Raw genomic sequence first — 12,691 nt, forward strand, 5'->3', positions numbered from 1 at the left:
GCGCTTCAAACGCACCGTACGGGCGAATTGAACTCGTCCGATGAGCATATAAGATGAGAAGATGTGGCGTAAACCCCCTTTGAGCGATTACGCAGAAATGCACTTTGAAAGCACTGGAACCGTAGATCGCCGGGAATTCAGCCAAGCTAAAACTACTTGTTAGACGAGCATATAAGCGTATAAATGAGTGGCAGCAAGGCGACAAGCACAGCCATGCATGCCGCAAACCGGAGGAACAGGATGCAACAGCGACAGCTAGGATCGTCGCCGGTCAAGGTGTCGGAGATCGGCCTGGGGACTTGGGGTATGTCCGGCGCGTTTTGGGGCGCGGCCGATGACGAGGAATCGATCCGGGTGATTCGCCGCGCCCTGGAGCTTGGCATTACGCTGATCGACACAGCCGAAGCCTATGGACATGGCCATGCCGAGGAGGTCGTCGGCAAGGCGCTGGCCGGCCGCCGGGACAAGGCGATCATCGCGACCAAGGTTGCGCCCAACCATCTCGAACCTGCAGCGATAGAGGCGGCGCTTGATGGCTCGCTGAAGCGGATGCAGACGGACTATGTCGACGTCTATTTTGTCCACTGGCCGAATTCGGATTTTCCCATCGGCCCTACCATGACGATGATGGAGAGGCTTCGGTCGTCAGGGCGGATCAAAGCGGTTGGCGTCTCGAATTTCAGCACAGCTGATATGGACAGCGCCCGCCAGCATGGCGTCATCGACGTGCTCCAGCCTCCTTACAACATGCTGTGGCGCGAGGTTGAGGGGCAAACTCTTCCCTATTGCCGCAAGCACAATATCGGCGTCATGCCTTACAGCGGTCTGGCCCAAGGGCTGCTCACGGGCTTGCTCTCGCCGGATACCAAATTCGTCGAGGGAGACGAGCGGCGCACCACCGTGCTGTTCCAACCGGGCACCTACGAGCGCGCCGTCGGAGCCGTCGATGCCCTCAAGCCGATAGCGGCCAAATACGGCAAGACGCTGCCGCAGCTTGCGATCCAATGGCTCACCAGCAGGCCGGGTGTGAGTTCGCCCCTTGTGGGCGCGCGGACGGTCAGGGAGCTTGAGGAAAACGTCGAGAGTGTCGGTTGGAAGATTTCCGACGTGGACGTCGCGGCCATCGACAAACTCACCGCCCCCATCTGGGCGGAAATCAAGGACAAAGGCGACATGTTCGGATATCGCGCGAGGCAGCGTCAGGAACAGGAAGCCAGAAGAGCTTAGTTCGGTCGTGTCCTCCCGACACGCAGGCGGCGCGGTCAGCCTCGACAGCTGGCCGCGCCTGAAGAACGTTGCTTAGCTCGCCATTTCCTTGTCGGGCATGGCGACGGCAGTGGTTGCCTTCAGGTGTCGGCGCATCGCCTCTTCGGCGCGCTTGGCGTCGCGTGCGACCAGCGCCTCGTAGATCGCTCTGTGCATTTCTGTGGCGGAAGGAAGAGCATGCGGCATCTGGTTGCTGATGCGTCTGCTCGCCGCTTGCCACCACCGTGACGAATACATGAAGCGGTCAAGGATTCTGTTCCGGGAAGCGCGGCAAATTTCCATATGGAAATCCAGGTCGAGCTTCAGATACGCGTCCGGATTGTCTTCGGTCGCGGACATCGCCGCGAGCAGCGTGCCAAGACGTTCGAGGTTTTCCTTGGTCATGTGTTTGGCCGCGATGGCGGCGATGGCGGGTTCGATGATTATTCGCGTCGCGTGCGCCTCCGCCAGCAGTTCGCGGACCTGTTCGGGCGGCAGCCAGTCGATCAGCAATGGACTGAGATAATCCCATTCTTCGGCAGGACGCAGCACCACGCGCCTTCCCTGTGCGATCTCGATCATGTCGAGAGAAGCTAGGATCTTGAGCGCTTCCCGCGCGACCGCGCGCGAAACCCCGAACTCCTGAAGGATCTGCTGTTCCGACGGCCCCTGGCTGCCGGCGACGCCGCCGGTGGCGATGCGACGCGCGAGCACGCCCGCCACCTGCTTGGGCAAAGTTTGAAGCTTGACCTCCATGGAATCGGCCATTAACATCCACTTGTCTGATAAGCTTATAGGCTGATGGTTGGATATGCGGTCAACTTATCTCATGAATGCTCACTAACCCATAACTCCGCCCGCGGGAAGGGACGTTGGACTCTCAACTTCAATATCCCAGCCCAAGACGTTCGAGATCAGGACCATTGCGCGTCGGCTGACCGCGCTCATCGCATTGTGTCCGGCCGTCTCGACGGCTCGCGACGCACCGATTGCGTGGTTTGCAGGTCGCAGAGCCCGCCGGAAGGAAGGCAGGATGAAAGCAAAGGCTACCGCCGAAAGTCTCTGAGGCCATCGGCCTCGGCAGGGCAAGGCAGCATGTGGACGGGCGTGATCCGGGCTGTGTCGCGGCGGGAGGAGCAAAGCCACACTGCGGCTCAAGGGAAAACCTGGCCGTCGTCGCTCGACCCCAAAAAAGGGGCCGACCAATTACAAACAAGGAGGAAATTGTGATGTCCGGAAACCTATCGAGACGCAAATTCCTGGCCGCGAGTGCCGCGGTGACGGCCGGCTCGCTTGCTACGCCGTGGATCGCCAGAGCAGAGGCGAACGAGATCACCGCGCTGCTGATCACCGGCGGCCCGCTCTATCCCAAATACTGGGAGAAAATCGTCCAGGATTTCACCGCCAAGACTGGCATCAAGGTTCGCTACGATCTGCTGGAATTCACTCCGCTGACATCGAAAGTCGTCACACTCAGCGCCGCGAAATCGAGCCAGTACGACGTCTACAGCACGCACACCGCCCAGATCGATTCCTATTTCAACCATTTTGCGCCGCTGAACAGCTATTTCAGCGACTCCGAACTGGCTGACTTCTATCCGGTTGCGGTCAAATACCTACGCGATCCCAAGACCGGCAATCTGGCCGCTATCCCGCGCAACATGGATGCGCGCGTTCAATATTACCGCAGCGACATCTACCAGGAGAAAGGCCTGAAGCCGGCCGAAACCTGGAATGATCTGGTGGACGTCGGCCTGAAACTTACCGGCAATGGCCACTATGGGCTGGTCGTGCCGGGGCAGGGCGACCCCGCGCAGCGCACCTTCAGCGATCTCCTGTGGCAAGCCGGCGGGGACTGGGTCGATCAGGCCAACAAGCCAGCTTTCAATTCCGAAGCCGGCATCAAAGCCCTCACCTTCTACCGCGACCTCATCCAGAAGCACAAAATCGTGCCGCCGGACGCGGTCGGCTATCAGTGGAATGAAAATTCGACCGAATTCTCGTCCGGTACGGTCTACGCCAATTTCGACTGGCCAGGTGCCTTCGCAACCTTATCCAATCCGGAAACTTCGCGGGTCGTCAGCAAGTGGTCGACTGCACCCTACATCAGGGACAAGGCAGCGATTTCGTGCGCCATCTCCCATGCCATGGCTCTCAATGGACAATCAGGACGCAAGGAACCTGCCGTCGAATTCATCAGATATACGGTCGGTCCGGAGGCGCAGCGGCTGCAGTTCGATCAGTTCACCAACTTCCCCAGCAGTCAGGCGATCGCCAAGGAAGTGATTGCAGCGGCAAAAGGTCCCCAGGCCGTGTGGCTGCAGCAACTCGAGACGACGATAGCGAACGGCAAGGAATGGCCGAAGCTGGCTGGATTCTCGAAAGTCTGCACCTTGATGTTTTCGGCTATCGAACAGGCCCTGACCGACCAGGTCTCGCCGAGCGACTCGCTCAACCAGGCGGCGACTGAGGCGGAGGAGATCATGCGTCGGGCCGGAGCATACGACTGAGGATGCCGCCCGTCGCGCAGCACCAGGTCCCGGGGCGTCGGCGACGTTCGCCGCTGCCCTACACCTGGCAGAGGGGGTACCTCCTGGCCAGCCCCGCGCTCCTCGTCATGCTCGCCATCCTTATCTATCCGCTCGGATATTCTTTCATAATGAGTTTCTTTCGCTGGGATCTGAGCGGCTCAGCGCCATTCGCCGGAACTGGGAATTACACCGACGAACTCTTCGGCCGCCAGTTCAATCAGGCTCTGCGAAATCAGATCATCTTCAGCGTCGTTTCCATCACGGTGGAAGTGGTGGCTGGAATGGCGATCGCTGTGCTCGTCAACGGCAAATTGCGCGGAATGCGGCTCGCGCGCACCTTGCTGCTGGTGCCGCCGATGATCGCGCCCGCCGTCGTGGGGCTGAATTTCCGTTGGCTTTTCAACACCCAGTACGGGCTCGTGGACGCGCTGCTGCGCATGTTCAACCTGCCCGACATCCCCTGGCTCAATCATCCGACCTGGGCTCTTGTCTCGGTGATTGTCGCCGATGTCTGGCAGAATACGCCGCTGATGGTGCTGCTATTTCTTGCCGGTCTGCAATCCTTGCCGCAGGAGCCGCTCGAGGCCGCCACGGTGGACGGCGCCACGCCATGGCAGCGCTTCTGGCACATCGTGCTGCCACTGATGCGTCCGGTCATCATGATAGCGCTGATGCTTCGCATCATCGACACGTTCCGGACCTTCGACGTCGTATGGCTGATGACGCAGGGCGGGCCGGGAGGCGCCACAAACCTACTCACCGTCTATTCCTATCTGCTGGCGTTTCAGGCGGTGGATTTCGGACACGCGGCGGCGGTTTCCTACATCGCGCTGGGAATGTCGCTGTTCGTGCTCGGCCTCCTCTACGGGGTGCCGTGGCTGATTGCGAAACGGAGAGCGATATGACCGAAGCCGCGATCGTCAGCGCGCGTCCCAAGCCACGGCGCCGTCGCCGCCGGTTCACGGCAGGCGCCGCCGGCCAATATCTAGCGCTGGTTCTGACCATCGCCCTCACCGTCTTTCCGCTGGCATGGCTGTTCCTGACCTCGATCCGCAGTTCAGCCGACATCTTCTCCGTCCCGGTGCACATCATCCCCGAGACCGCGACGATGACGCAGTACGTCTCCGTCTTCACCGAGTACGACACGATGGGTTATGTGTGGAACACCGTCATCGTCTCGGTCGCGACGGTCATCTTGGTCCATCTGCTGGCCATACCCTGCGCATACGCCCTGTCGCGCTTCAGGATGCCGGGCGTCATGCTGATTTTTGGCCTGCTTTTGATCATGCGCATGATTCCGGTCATCGCGCTCGCCATCCCGCTCTTCGCCGTGTTCGCCGCGCTCGGCCTGCTGGATACCATTTGGGCGCTGATCCTGAGCCATACGGCGGCTAAACTGCCCGTCGCCATCTGGCTGCTGCTGGGCTTCATCCAGGATGTGCCCAAAGAGATCGAGGAGGCTGCCCAGTCGGACGGCGCCGGCACGGTGCGCACCCTGGTCCAGATCGTGGCGCCGCTGATTGCGCCTGGCATCGGGGCCAGCGCGGTCATCACCTTCCTTTTCACCTGGAATGACCTGCTGCTCGCATTGACGCTGACTTCCAGCAAGGCCGCACAGACGCTGCCAGTCGGGCTGACCAACTTCGTCTCGCAGTTCGGCATCGACTGGGGAGCGATGTCGGCGGCGGGCGTCCTCATGGTCATCCCGACCTTGGCGTTTGTCTGGTTTGCTCAAGGCCTGTTGGTCAAGGGTCTCACGACCGGTGCAGTTCGCGGCTGAATTGAGATCATGAAAAACTTGATCGAAGGGAGGATGAAACGTGGAAGTAGGCCAGGCAGCGGCAATAAAGGACATTTCTCGGCCACCGAGGCAGCTGGTCGACGCACTTGCAGCGATCGGTTCAGCGACCTTGGCCAGCGAGCTTTATCACAAGATGGGTATTCGCGATCCGCACATCCGAGGGCCGCGGCCGCTAACGCCCGGCCGCACGGCGGTCGGGCCGGCTCTCACCCTCCAGTGCATGCCGAAGCGCGAGGATCTCTACAACGAGACTGAGTATGAGGAGCCCGAACGCCAACTTCACCGTCACGTCCTGTACCCCACGCAGCCGGGCGACATGGTGGTCGTCGATGCGCGCGGCGACCTTGGCAGCGGTATCTTCGGTGAGATGATGTTGACCTATTTCGCCGGGCGTGGCGGGGCCGGCGTGGTTGTCGACGGGTGTATCCGAGATTCTGCCCAGGCGGCTGCCTTGGACATCGGCATCTGGGTGAGGGATGTCACGCCGAATTTCCACGCCCAGACCAACATCGTACCCTTTGCCGTTAACGTCCCCATTGCCTGCTCGAACGTACTCGTCATACCGGGAGACATCATCGTCGCCGACGATGATGGCGTCGTCGTGGTACCGGTAGCCCTTGCCCCAAAACTGGTTGAGCTCGCCGGCGAACATATCGAGTGGGAGGAATTTTCCCGCACGCGCTTGGCCGAGGGAGGCGACCTACGAAAATACTACCCGTTGAGCCCCGAAGGCGAGGCCGAATACCGCGCCTGGCGGCATGCTCAACGAAAATGAGTAGTGCCTGGACGGGAGGAAAATAGGTGTCTGCAATCCAGATAGAACAGCTCGGCAAGAGCTTTGGCGCCGTGGAAGTTCTGCGCGATGTGACGATCGAGATCGCCAGTGGCGAGTTTGTCGTCCTTGTCGGTCCCTCAGGCTGCGGCAAGTCAACCCTTCTGCGCATGATCGCCGGCTTGGAAGAACAGACGACGGGCGAGATCCGTATCGGCGGGCGGGTCGTCGACGAGATGCCGGCCAAATCGCGCGACATTGCGATGGTGTTCCAGAGCTACGCGCTTTATCCGCACATGAGTGTCGCGGACAATATGAGCTTTGCGCTTCGATTGGCGAAGGTCCCCAGAGAAGAGATTGTCGCGAGGGTGAAAGCGGCCGCTGAGATCCTCGGCCTGCAGGATCTGCTTGGCCGCATGCCACGCCAGCTGTCCGGCGGCCAGCGCCAGCGCGTCGCCATGGGCCGCGCGATCGTGCGTGATCCAGCCGCCTTCCTGTTTGACGAGCCGCTGAGCAACCTCGATGCCAAGCTGCGTGTCAAGATGCGCGCCGAAATCAAAAAGCTTCACCAGCGGCTGGGCCGAACGAGCATCTACGTCACTCACGATCAGACCGAAGCGATGACCCTTGCTGACCGTATCGTGGTGCTGAACCGCGGCCGGGTCGAGCAGATCGGCACACCTTCAGAGCTCTATGAGCAACCCGCCAACCTGTTCGTCGCCGGCTTTATCGGATCCCCGGAAATGAACCTGATCCCGGGCCGGATCGACAACGGCGCATTCGTCGCCGAGCAGGGTCTCCGCTTACCCCTGCCGGAGGACGGCCGGATGGGAGACAGGGAAGCGGTAGTATACGGAATTCGTCCGCAGCACATTGCAATCGGCGGGAACCACGTTCGGGCGGGGGTTCAGGTGGTCGAGCCGACCGGCGAGGCCCAGGAACTTACCTTAAATGCAGGTGGCGTCGACCTCATGGCCGAGGTGCGGGATCAGCCTCCGTTCAGACCTGATCAGGAGATTGGCTTGGAGATCATGGTCTCCAAGCTGCATCTGTTCGATGCTCGAAGCGGCATCAGGATTGTTTAGGGCAGGCGCTGCCGGGCTTCCGGCGATTCTCGGCATCGACCTTGGCCGGCATTGTCGAAGAGGCGTCGAAGGCTTCCGACGCCAGGGCATCGAAAAGCGGCCGATCTCCCTTCCAAGTGGTTATTCTCACAACAGAAATTCTAAGCGTTCGATCGGCCTCATGCAACGCGCTTTAAGGCTCTTGTTTTTATGCATGTCGTTATCGCAAAACCGCTGCACACTTTTGCGCGACATGCATTAACGCGCACAAGCTTCGGTGCTTGACACAGGTTTCGACAACTGGATAAGTGGATACACAGATACGCTCTGATCGGACTAAGGACATGGCAGCAGACGCAATCGAGCCGCTAGGCATCACGACCGCCGAGGAGGAGGCTTATCGTCACATTCAGCGGGCCCTGAGGATGGGGCGTTACCGCGCTGGGGACCGGCTTATCCCGGAAGAGATCGCGACGGAAATCGGCATGAGCCGCATGCCGGTTCGCGAAGCGTTCCGCCAGCTGGCCGCGGAAGGTCTTGTGGTCATTCGCCCGAACCGTGGCTGCATCGTCGCCGGGCTTACCCTCGATGAGATTTACGAAACCTTTGAAATGCGCTCGGTGCTCGAAGGGCTGGCGGTGAGGCTTGCCATGCCGCACATCGATGTCGAAGTGCTTGAAGAACTGGAACGCCAGCTCGACCGCATGGAGCGCGCCAGCCAGACCGGCAGCAGCGACTGGGTCGTGCGCCATCAGGCCTTCCATTTGCAGATTTGCCAATTGAGCAACCGACCCAAGCTGGTCCGGCAGATTGCCAGCCTGCACGTCGTGATCGAACCCTACCTGCGCATCTGGTTCGACTATGTCGACAAGCCCGCCAGCGCGCGCGCCGAGCACGAGATCCTGATTGAGGTGTTGCGGTCAGGTGATGCCGGCAAGGCAGAGATCGTCATGCGGGATCATATCGTCGAGACAGCGCCCCTTCTGGCCAACTTCGCAAGTCCCGGCCGCCGCTAGAAAACGCCATCTAACTCGTTGAAGCCGGAAGATAATCCGGCACGACGAAAGGGAACTGCCATACCGGCAAAAAAGAGGAGAATGACATGAAAATTAGCCGCATCGCAGCCATTGCGTCGGTCCTGTTCGGCCTGGTCCAGGCCGCCGTTGCACAAGAAACACCAAAGGCAATTACCATTGCCACCGAAGGAGCCTACGCGCCCTGGAATTTCACAACAGCCGACGGCAAACTGGACGGCTTCGAAGTCGATCTCGCCAATGATCTGTGCGGGCGAATGAAGATCGAGTGCAAGATCGTCGCACAGGACTGGGACGGCATGATCCCCGCGCTGACCGTTGGCAAGTTCGACGTGATCATGGCGAGCATGTTCATCACTGAAAAACGTCTGAAGATCATTGACTTTACCCAGCCATATGCGGTGGATCCCTCAGGTTTCGCGGTCGCAAAGGATAGCGAACTGGGCAAGGTCGGCATTTCCAACGAGCGGTTCAAGCTGGAGAATGAAGCCTCTGCGCAGGCGGCAATCGACAAGCTCAAGCCATTGCTGAAGGGAAAGATCATTGGAGTTCAGGCCGCAACGGCGAACCTGGAATTTGTGAAAAAATACTTCTCGGACGTCGCTGAGATTCGCGAATACAAGACCACCGAGCAACACGATCTCGATCTTGCCGCGGGTCGCATCGACGCGCTCTTCGCACAGCAGACAGCGCTGGCCGCCACGCTGGGCAAACCGGAGTTCAGCGACTATACGCTTGCCGGGCCGGGATTTGTCGGGGGGCTCTTCGGTCTTGGCTCCGGTGCCGGTATCCGCAAAGAGGACATCAAGCTGAAAGATATGCTCAACGGGGCCATCGACGCCGCGATCGCCGATGGCACGATCAAAACCCTGTCGCTTAAATGGCTCAAGAGCGACGTCACTCCAGTCAAGTAGGCGCTTGTCGGCGAACGGCCATTCCTGACCCGTTCCGGAGCTGAGCCGTTCGCCCTGCCGGGGGTATCGATGGTTGACGCATTCCGGCTACTTGGTTTCCAGCACGGAGGTTGGGGGGCTGCTCTTCTCATGGCGGCCTCGGTTACAGTGCTTCTGTCTGTGCTGGGCTTTGCGCTTGGCGCTGTATTCGGTGGGCTGGCAGCGGCCGGCCGTCTCCGCAACTCCAAGGTATTGAGGTTCTTGGCCCTTGGCTATTGCACGGTTTTCCGAGGCGTGCCCGACCTTCTGACCATTTATCTGCTTTACTATGGAGGAAGTGTCGCCCTGACCTCGCTTGGTCATAGCCTGGGCGGGTCCGGATTCGTCGGCGTTCCGGCCTTTGCCACTGGAACCTTGGCCATCGCAATCATCTCGGGCGCCTATCAAGCCGAGGTCTATCGAGGGGCCTACCTCGCCATCGACCAAGGACAGCACGATGCCGCTTGCGCGCTTGGTCTCAACCGGCTGCAGCGGCTGCGACAGGTTATTTTTCCCCAGCTCCTGAGCTACGCGCTGCCAGGTCTCGGCAACGTGTGGCAGTTGGTTCTGAAGGACTCGTCGCTGATATCGGTAATCGGCCTCGTTGAACTGATGCGCCAGGCACAGATCGCTGCAGGTTCGACCCGTGAACCATTCATCTTCTACATTGCTGCAGCCTTGCTCTATCTGGCTATCGCTTCCGTCACGGGCCATGCCTTTTACCGTCTGGAACGAAAGGCGCCGTGGCGCGTCCGGTCGGCATGATAGATTTCAGTTTTTTCCTCGAAATCCTGCCGAAGCTCCTCGCCGGCCTGCCGCTTACGATAGAATTGGCCCTGACTTCCATTGTTGCCGGCTTCGTCCTTGCCGTCACATTGGCGCTTGCCCAGCAATCGGAATCGCCCTTCGTCGTTTTGCCGATCCGTGGCTTCGTTGCCGTGTTCAGGGGCACGCCCCTGCTGGTGCAGATTTTTCTGACATATTATGGCCTTGGTCAGTTCCGGCACCAACTGTCGGCAATTGGATTATGGGCCGTTTTCCGCGAACCCTACTGGTGCGCAATCATCGCGCTGACACTCAACACCACCGCCTATGGCAGTGAAATCCTCCGCGGCGCGATTCAATCGGTGCCGCGCGGCCTTGTCGAGGCGGCCCGGTCTGTCGGCCTGTCCACCTGTCTGACCTATCGGCATGTTATCCTGCCGCTGGCCTTTCGCCAGGCTCTGCCGAGTTACGGCAACGAAATCATCCTGATGATCAAGGGCACGTCTCTGGCCTCCATCGTGACCTTGATGGAGGTGACTGGAATTGCCCAGGGATTGATCTCCCAGACTTACCGCGCCTTTGAAGTCTTCATCTGCGCGGGCGCCATTTATCTCACTTTGAATTTCGCGATCATCCGTGCCTTGGCGGCACTCGAATACTGGATGTCGCGGCATCTGCGGCACCGCCCCTCGACGATGAGGGACGCCGCCTCTTGAGCACGATCAGAAGGGCATAGCATGCGAAATTTTGAGAAACCAACGCGCTCGGTCGTCGTTTCACGCGAGGCCATGGCCGCCACCTCTCATCCGTCGGCGACCCTGACGGCGGTGGAGATCATGGCGACCGGCGGCAACGCCATGGATGCCGCCATCGCAGCCTGCGCGGTGCAATGTGTCGTCGAACCAGCCTCGACAGGCATTGGAGGCGATTGCTTCGCTCTTCTGTCGCGAAACGGATCCGGCGAGGTCATCGCCTACAACGGATCGGGCAGGACACCCGCCGCCCTCACAATTGACTGGTTCCTCGAACGTGGCATGGCGGAGGTAGCTCGCAATTCTCCTGGCTCCGTCACCATCCCGGGAGCGATCGATGCCTGGACCAGATTGCACGCTGATCACGGGCACATGCCCTTCGATCAAATTCTGGCCCCTGCTATACGCTTCGCCGAGGAAGGCTGCGCCATTTCACCGCGGGTCCATCGTGACTGGGCGTTGGAGGAAGAACTTCTGGCCTCCGATGTTACTGCGAAACGGATTTTCCTGCCAAACGGTCGCGCGCCAAGCGTTGGCCAAGTGCATCGCCAGCCTGAGTTGGCTGCAACGCTGCGGCTGATCGCAAGAAAAGGACGAGAGGCTTTCTACGCTGGCCCTGTGGCCGAAGACATGGTCGCCTATCTTCGTGGGCTCGGCGGATTGCACACACTCGAAGATTTCGCCTCGGCAACAGGCGAGTACGTGACCCCGATCAGCACGGCGTTTCGAGGCTGCGATGTGTTCGAATGTCCGCCGAATGGCCAGGGTGTGATCGCGTTGCTGATTCTAAACATCCTCTCGCGCTTCGAAGCCAACGGCGACCCGCAATCCGCGGACCGGCTTCACCTGGAAATCGAAGCGACACGCCTCGCTTACGCCGCGCGTGACCTGCTCGTCGCCGATCCTGATGCGTCCGAGGTCCCGGTGGCCGACATGTTGTCGAATGCTTGGGCCGATCGTCTGGCCGGCATGATTGACCTAAAGCGCGCCCGCGCGGACCTGCCGGCGTTCGATATGCCGCTGCACAGCGACACGGTCTATATTTCCGTTGTCGACAAGGATCGCAATGCGGTCAGTTTCATCAACTCGGTCTTCGACAGCTTTGGCTCGGGCCTGGTCTCGCCACGCTCCGGTGTCGTCTTGCACAATCGCGGGCAAAGCTTTTCCCTTGACCCCAGGCACCCCAATGCAGTGGCGCCGAACAAGCGGCCTCTGCATACCATCATACCCGGGATGCTTGCGAGAGGCGACCGGGCAGAGATGCCTTTCGGCGTTATGGGTGGCTACTACCAGGCAATGGGCCACGCGCACCTGCTGACGAAGGTGCTCGACTTCGGGATGGACCTGCAGGAGGCGATCGATCTGCCGCGGGTCGCCCCCGTCAGCGGCACGATGAAGGTCCAGGCCGAACACGGGCTCGCTCGCGAAACCGTAGCTGAACTTAGCCGGCGCGGTTTCGAAATTATCCCTGCGACGGACCCGATCGGCGGTGCGCAGGCCATCCGCATCGATTGGGCAAACGGGACGCTGCTGGGTGGTTCTGAACCGCGCAAGGACGGCTGCGCCCTCGGTCTTTAGAGCGGTTGTGGCCGGAGCGGAATCCAAGATGCTGAAGGCGTTCTTCATCGCCATTTGGCCGGCGAGCAGGAGCCTCTGGCGCCATGGTCCAGATAATTCTTGCACGCCATCGACAATCCGCTCGGCGCGAGATTGTCACCCATGTCTAGGTATAAACTGTTACCTATGTCTCCGGGCCGTACAGGGAAAAAATGGTGCCCAGAGGCGGATTCGAACC

At 60.2% G+C, this 12,691-nt stretch carries 12 protein-coding genes; 11 read left to right on the forward strand and 1 reads right to left on the reverse strand.

Going from position 1 to position 12,691, the window contains the following annotated elements:
- Positions 1 to 240 precede the first annotated feature (240 nt).
- Entirely contained in the window at positions 241 to 1,227 is a 987-nt protein-coding gene (locus tag NKH01_RS17925) for an aldo/keto reductase (protein ID WP_352493802.1), read from the forward strand.
- Positions 1,228 to 1,299: 72 nt separating this feature from the next.
- Here NKH01_RS17925 and NKH01_RS17930 read toward each other — a convergent pair whose 3' ends face one another.
- Positions 1,300 to 2,001, reverse strand: coding sequence for a FadR/GntR family transcriptional regulator (locus NKH01_RS17930; RefSeq protein WP_353021445.1), 702 nt, complete (start codon positions 1,999 to 2,001; stop codon positions 1,300 to 1,302).
- A gap of 473 nt (positions 2,002 to 2,474) precedes the next feature.
- Here NKH01_RS17930 and NKH01_RS17935 point away from each other — a divergent pair, with 473 nt between their 5' ends.
- The 10 genes from NKH01_RS17935 (at position 2,475) to ggt (ending at position 12,474) form a co-directional block, all read left to right on the forward strand.
- Positions 2,475 to 3,755 (forward strand): ABC transporter substrate-binding protein, encoded by a 1,281-nt coding sequence (locus NKH01_RS17935; RefSeq protein WP_352790977.1) that lies wholly within the window; start codon positions 2,475 to 2,477, stop codon positions 3,753 to 3,755.
- Positions 3,756 to 3,757: 2 nt separating this feature from the next.
- Positions 3,758 to 4,681 carry a carbohydrate ABC transporter permease gene (locus tag NKH01_RS17940; RefSeq protein ID WP_352482440.1) on the forward strand — a complete coding sequence of 308 codons (924 nt, stop codon included), beginning with the start codon at positions 3,758 to 3,760 and terminating at the stop codon, positions 4,679 to 4,681.
- On the forward strand, positions 4,678 to 5,556 hold the full coding sequence (locus NKH01_RS17945; RefSeq protein WP_352790979.1) for a carbohydrate ABC transporter permease: 879 nt from the start codon (positions 4,678 to 4,680) through the stop codon (positions 5,554 to 5,556). The genes NKH01_RS17940 and NKH01_RS17945 overlap by 4 nt, the downstream gene beginning before the upstream one ends.
- 40 nt (positions 5,557 to 5,596) lie before the next feature.
- Positions 5,597 to 6,352, forward strand: coding sequence for an RraA family protein (locus NKH01_RS17950; protein WP_353021447.1), 756 nt, complete (start codon positions 5,597 to 5,599; stop codon positions 6,350 to 6,352).
- Positions 6,353 to 6,378: 26 nt separating this feature from the next.
- Entirely contained in the window at positions 6,379 to 7,434 is a 1,056-nt protein-coding gene (locus NKH01_RS17955) for an ABC transporter ATP-binding protein (protein ID WP_353021448.1), read from the forward strand.
- A gap of 323 nt (positions 7,435 to 7,757) precedes the next feature.
- The gene (locus NKH01_RS17960) at positions 7,758 to 8,429 is read left to right on the forward strand and encodes a GntR family transcriptional regulator (RefSeq protein ID WP_023719455.1); all 672 of its coding nucleotides are present in this window, start codon (positions 7,758 to 7,760) and stop codon (positions 8,427 to 8,429) included.
- A gap of 86 nt (positions 8,430 to 8,515) precedes the next feature.
- Entirely contained in the window at positions 8,516 to 9,361 is an 846-nt protein-coding gene (locus tag NKH01_RS17965) for a transporter substrate-binding domain-containing protein (protein ID WP_023719454.1), read from the forward strand.
- A 69-nt stretch (positions 9,362 to 9,430) separates the two neighbouring features.
- Positions 9,431 to 10,144: an ABC transporter permease gene (locus NKH01_RS17970; RefSeq protein ID WP_023719453.1), complete on the forward strand. Its 714-nt coding sequence runs from the start codon at positions 9,431 to 9,433 to the stop codon at positions 10,142 to 10,144.
- Entirely contained in the window at positions 10,141 to 10,860 is a 720-nt protein-coding gene (locus NKH01_RS17975; RefSeq protein ID WP_352716986.1) for an ABC transporter permease, read from the forward strand. The genes NKH01_RS17970 and NKH01_RS17975 overlap by 4 nt, the downstream gene beginning before the upstream one ends.
- A 21-nt stretch (positions 10,861 to 10,881) precedes the next feature.
- Complete coding sequence (ggt, locus tag NKH01_RS17980) at positions 10,882 to 12,474, forward strand: gamma-glutamyltransferase (protein ID WP_353021452.1); 1,593 nt, start codon at positions 10,882 to 10,884, stop codon at positions 12,472 to 12,474.
- Positions 12,475 to 12,691 lie beyond the last annotated feature (217 nt).

It is taken from the genome of Mesorhizobium sp. M1403, assembly GCF_040317695.1.
Taxonomy (GTDB): domain Bacteria; phylum Pseudomonadota; class Alphaproteobacteria; order Rhizobiales; family Rhizobiaceae; genus Mesorhizobium.

Coding starts and splice junctions, on each gene's coding strand:
- NKH01_RS17945 (WP_352790979.1), top strand. CDS start 4,678: ATGACCGAAGCCGCGATCGTCAGCGCGCGTCCCAAGCCACGGCGCCGT.
- NKH01_RS17940 (WP_352482440.1), top strand. CDS start 3,758: ATGCCGCCCGTCGCGCAGCACCAGGTCCCGGGGCGTCGGCGACGTTCG.
- NKH01_RS17935 (WP_352790977.1), top strand. CDS start 2,475: ATGTCCGGAAACCTATCGAGACGCAAATTCCTGGCCGCGAGTGCCGCG.
- NKH01_RS17965 (WP_023719454.1), top strand. CDS start 8,516: ATGAAAATTAGCCGCATCGCAGCCATTGCGTCGGTCCTGTTCGGCCTG.
- NKH01_RS17960 (WP_023719455.1), top strand. CDS start 7,758: ATGGCAGCAGACGCAATCGAGCCGCTAGGCATCACGACCGCCGAGGAG.
- NKH01_RS17925 (WP_352493802.1), top strand. CDS start 241: ATGCAACAGCGACAGCTAGGATCGTCGCCGGTCAAGGTGTCGGAGATC.
- NKH01_RS17975 (WP_352716986.1), top strand. CDS start 10,141: ATGATAGATTTCAGTTTTTTCCTCGAAATCCTGCCGAAGCTCCTCGCC.
- ggt (WP_353021452.1), top strand. CDS start 10,882: ATGCGAAATTTTGAGAAACCAACGCGCTCGGTCGTCGTTTCACGCGAG.
- NKH01_RS17970 (WP_023719453.1), top strand. CDS start 9,431: ATGGTTGACGCATTCCGGCTACTTGGTTTCCAGCACGGAGGTTGGGGG.
- NKH01_RS17930 (WP_353021445.1), bottom strand. CDS start 2,001: ATGGAGGTCAAGCTTCAAACTTTGCCCAAGCAGGTGGCGGGCGTGCTC.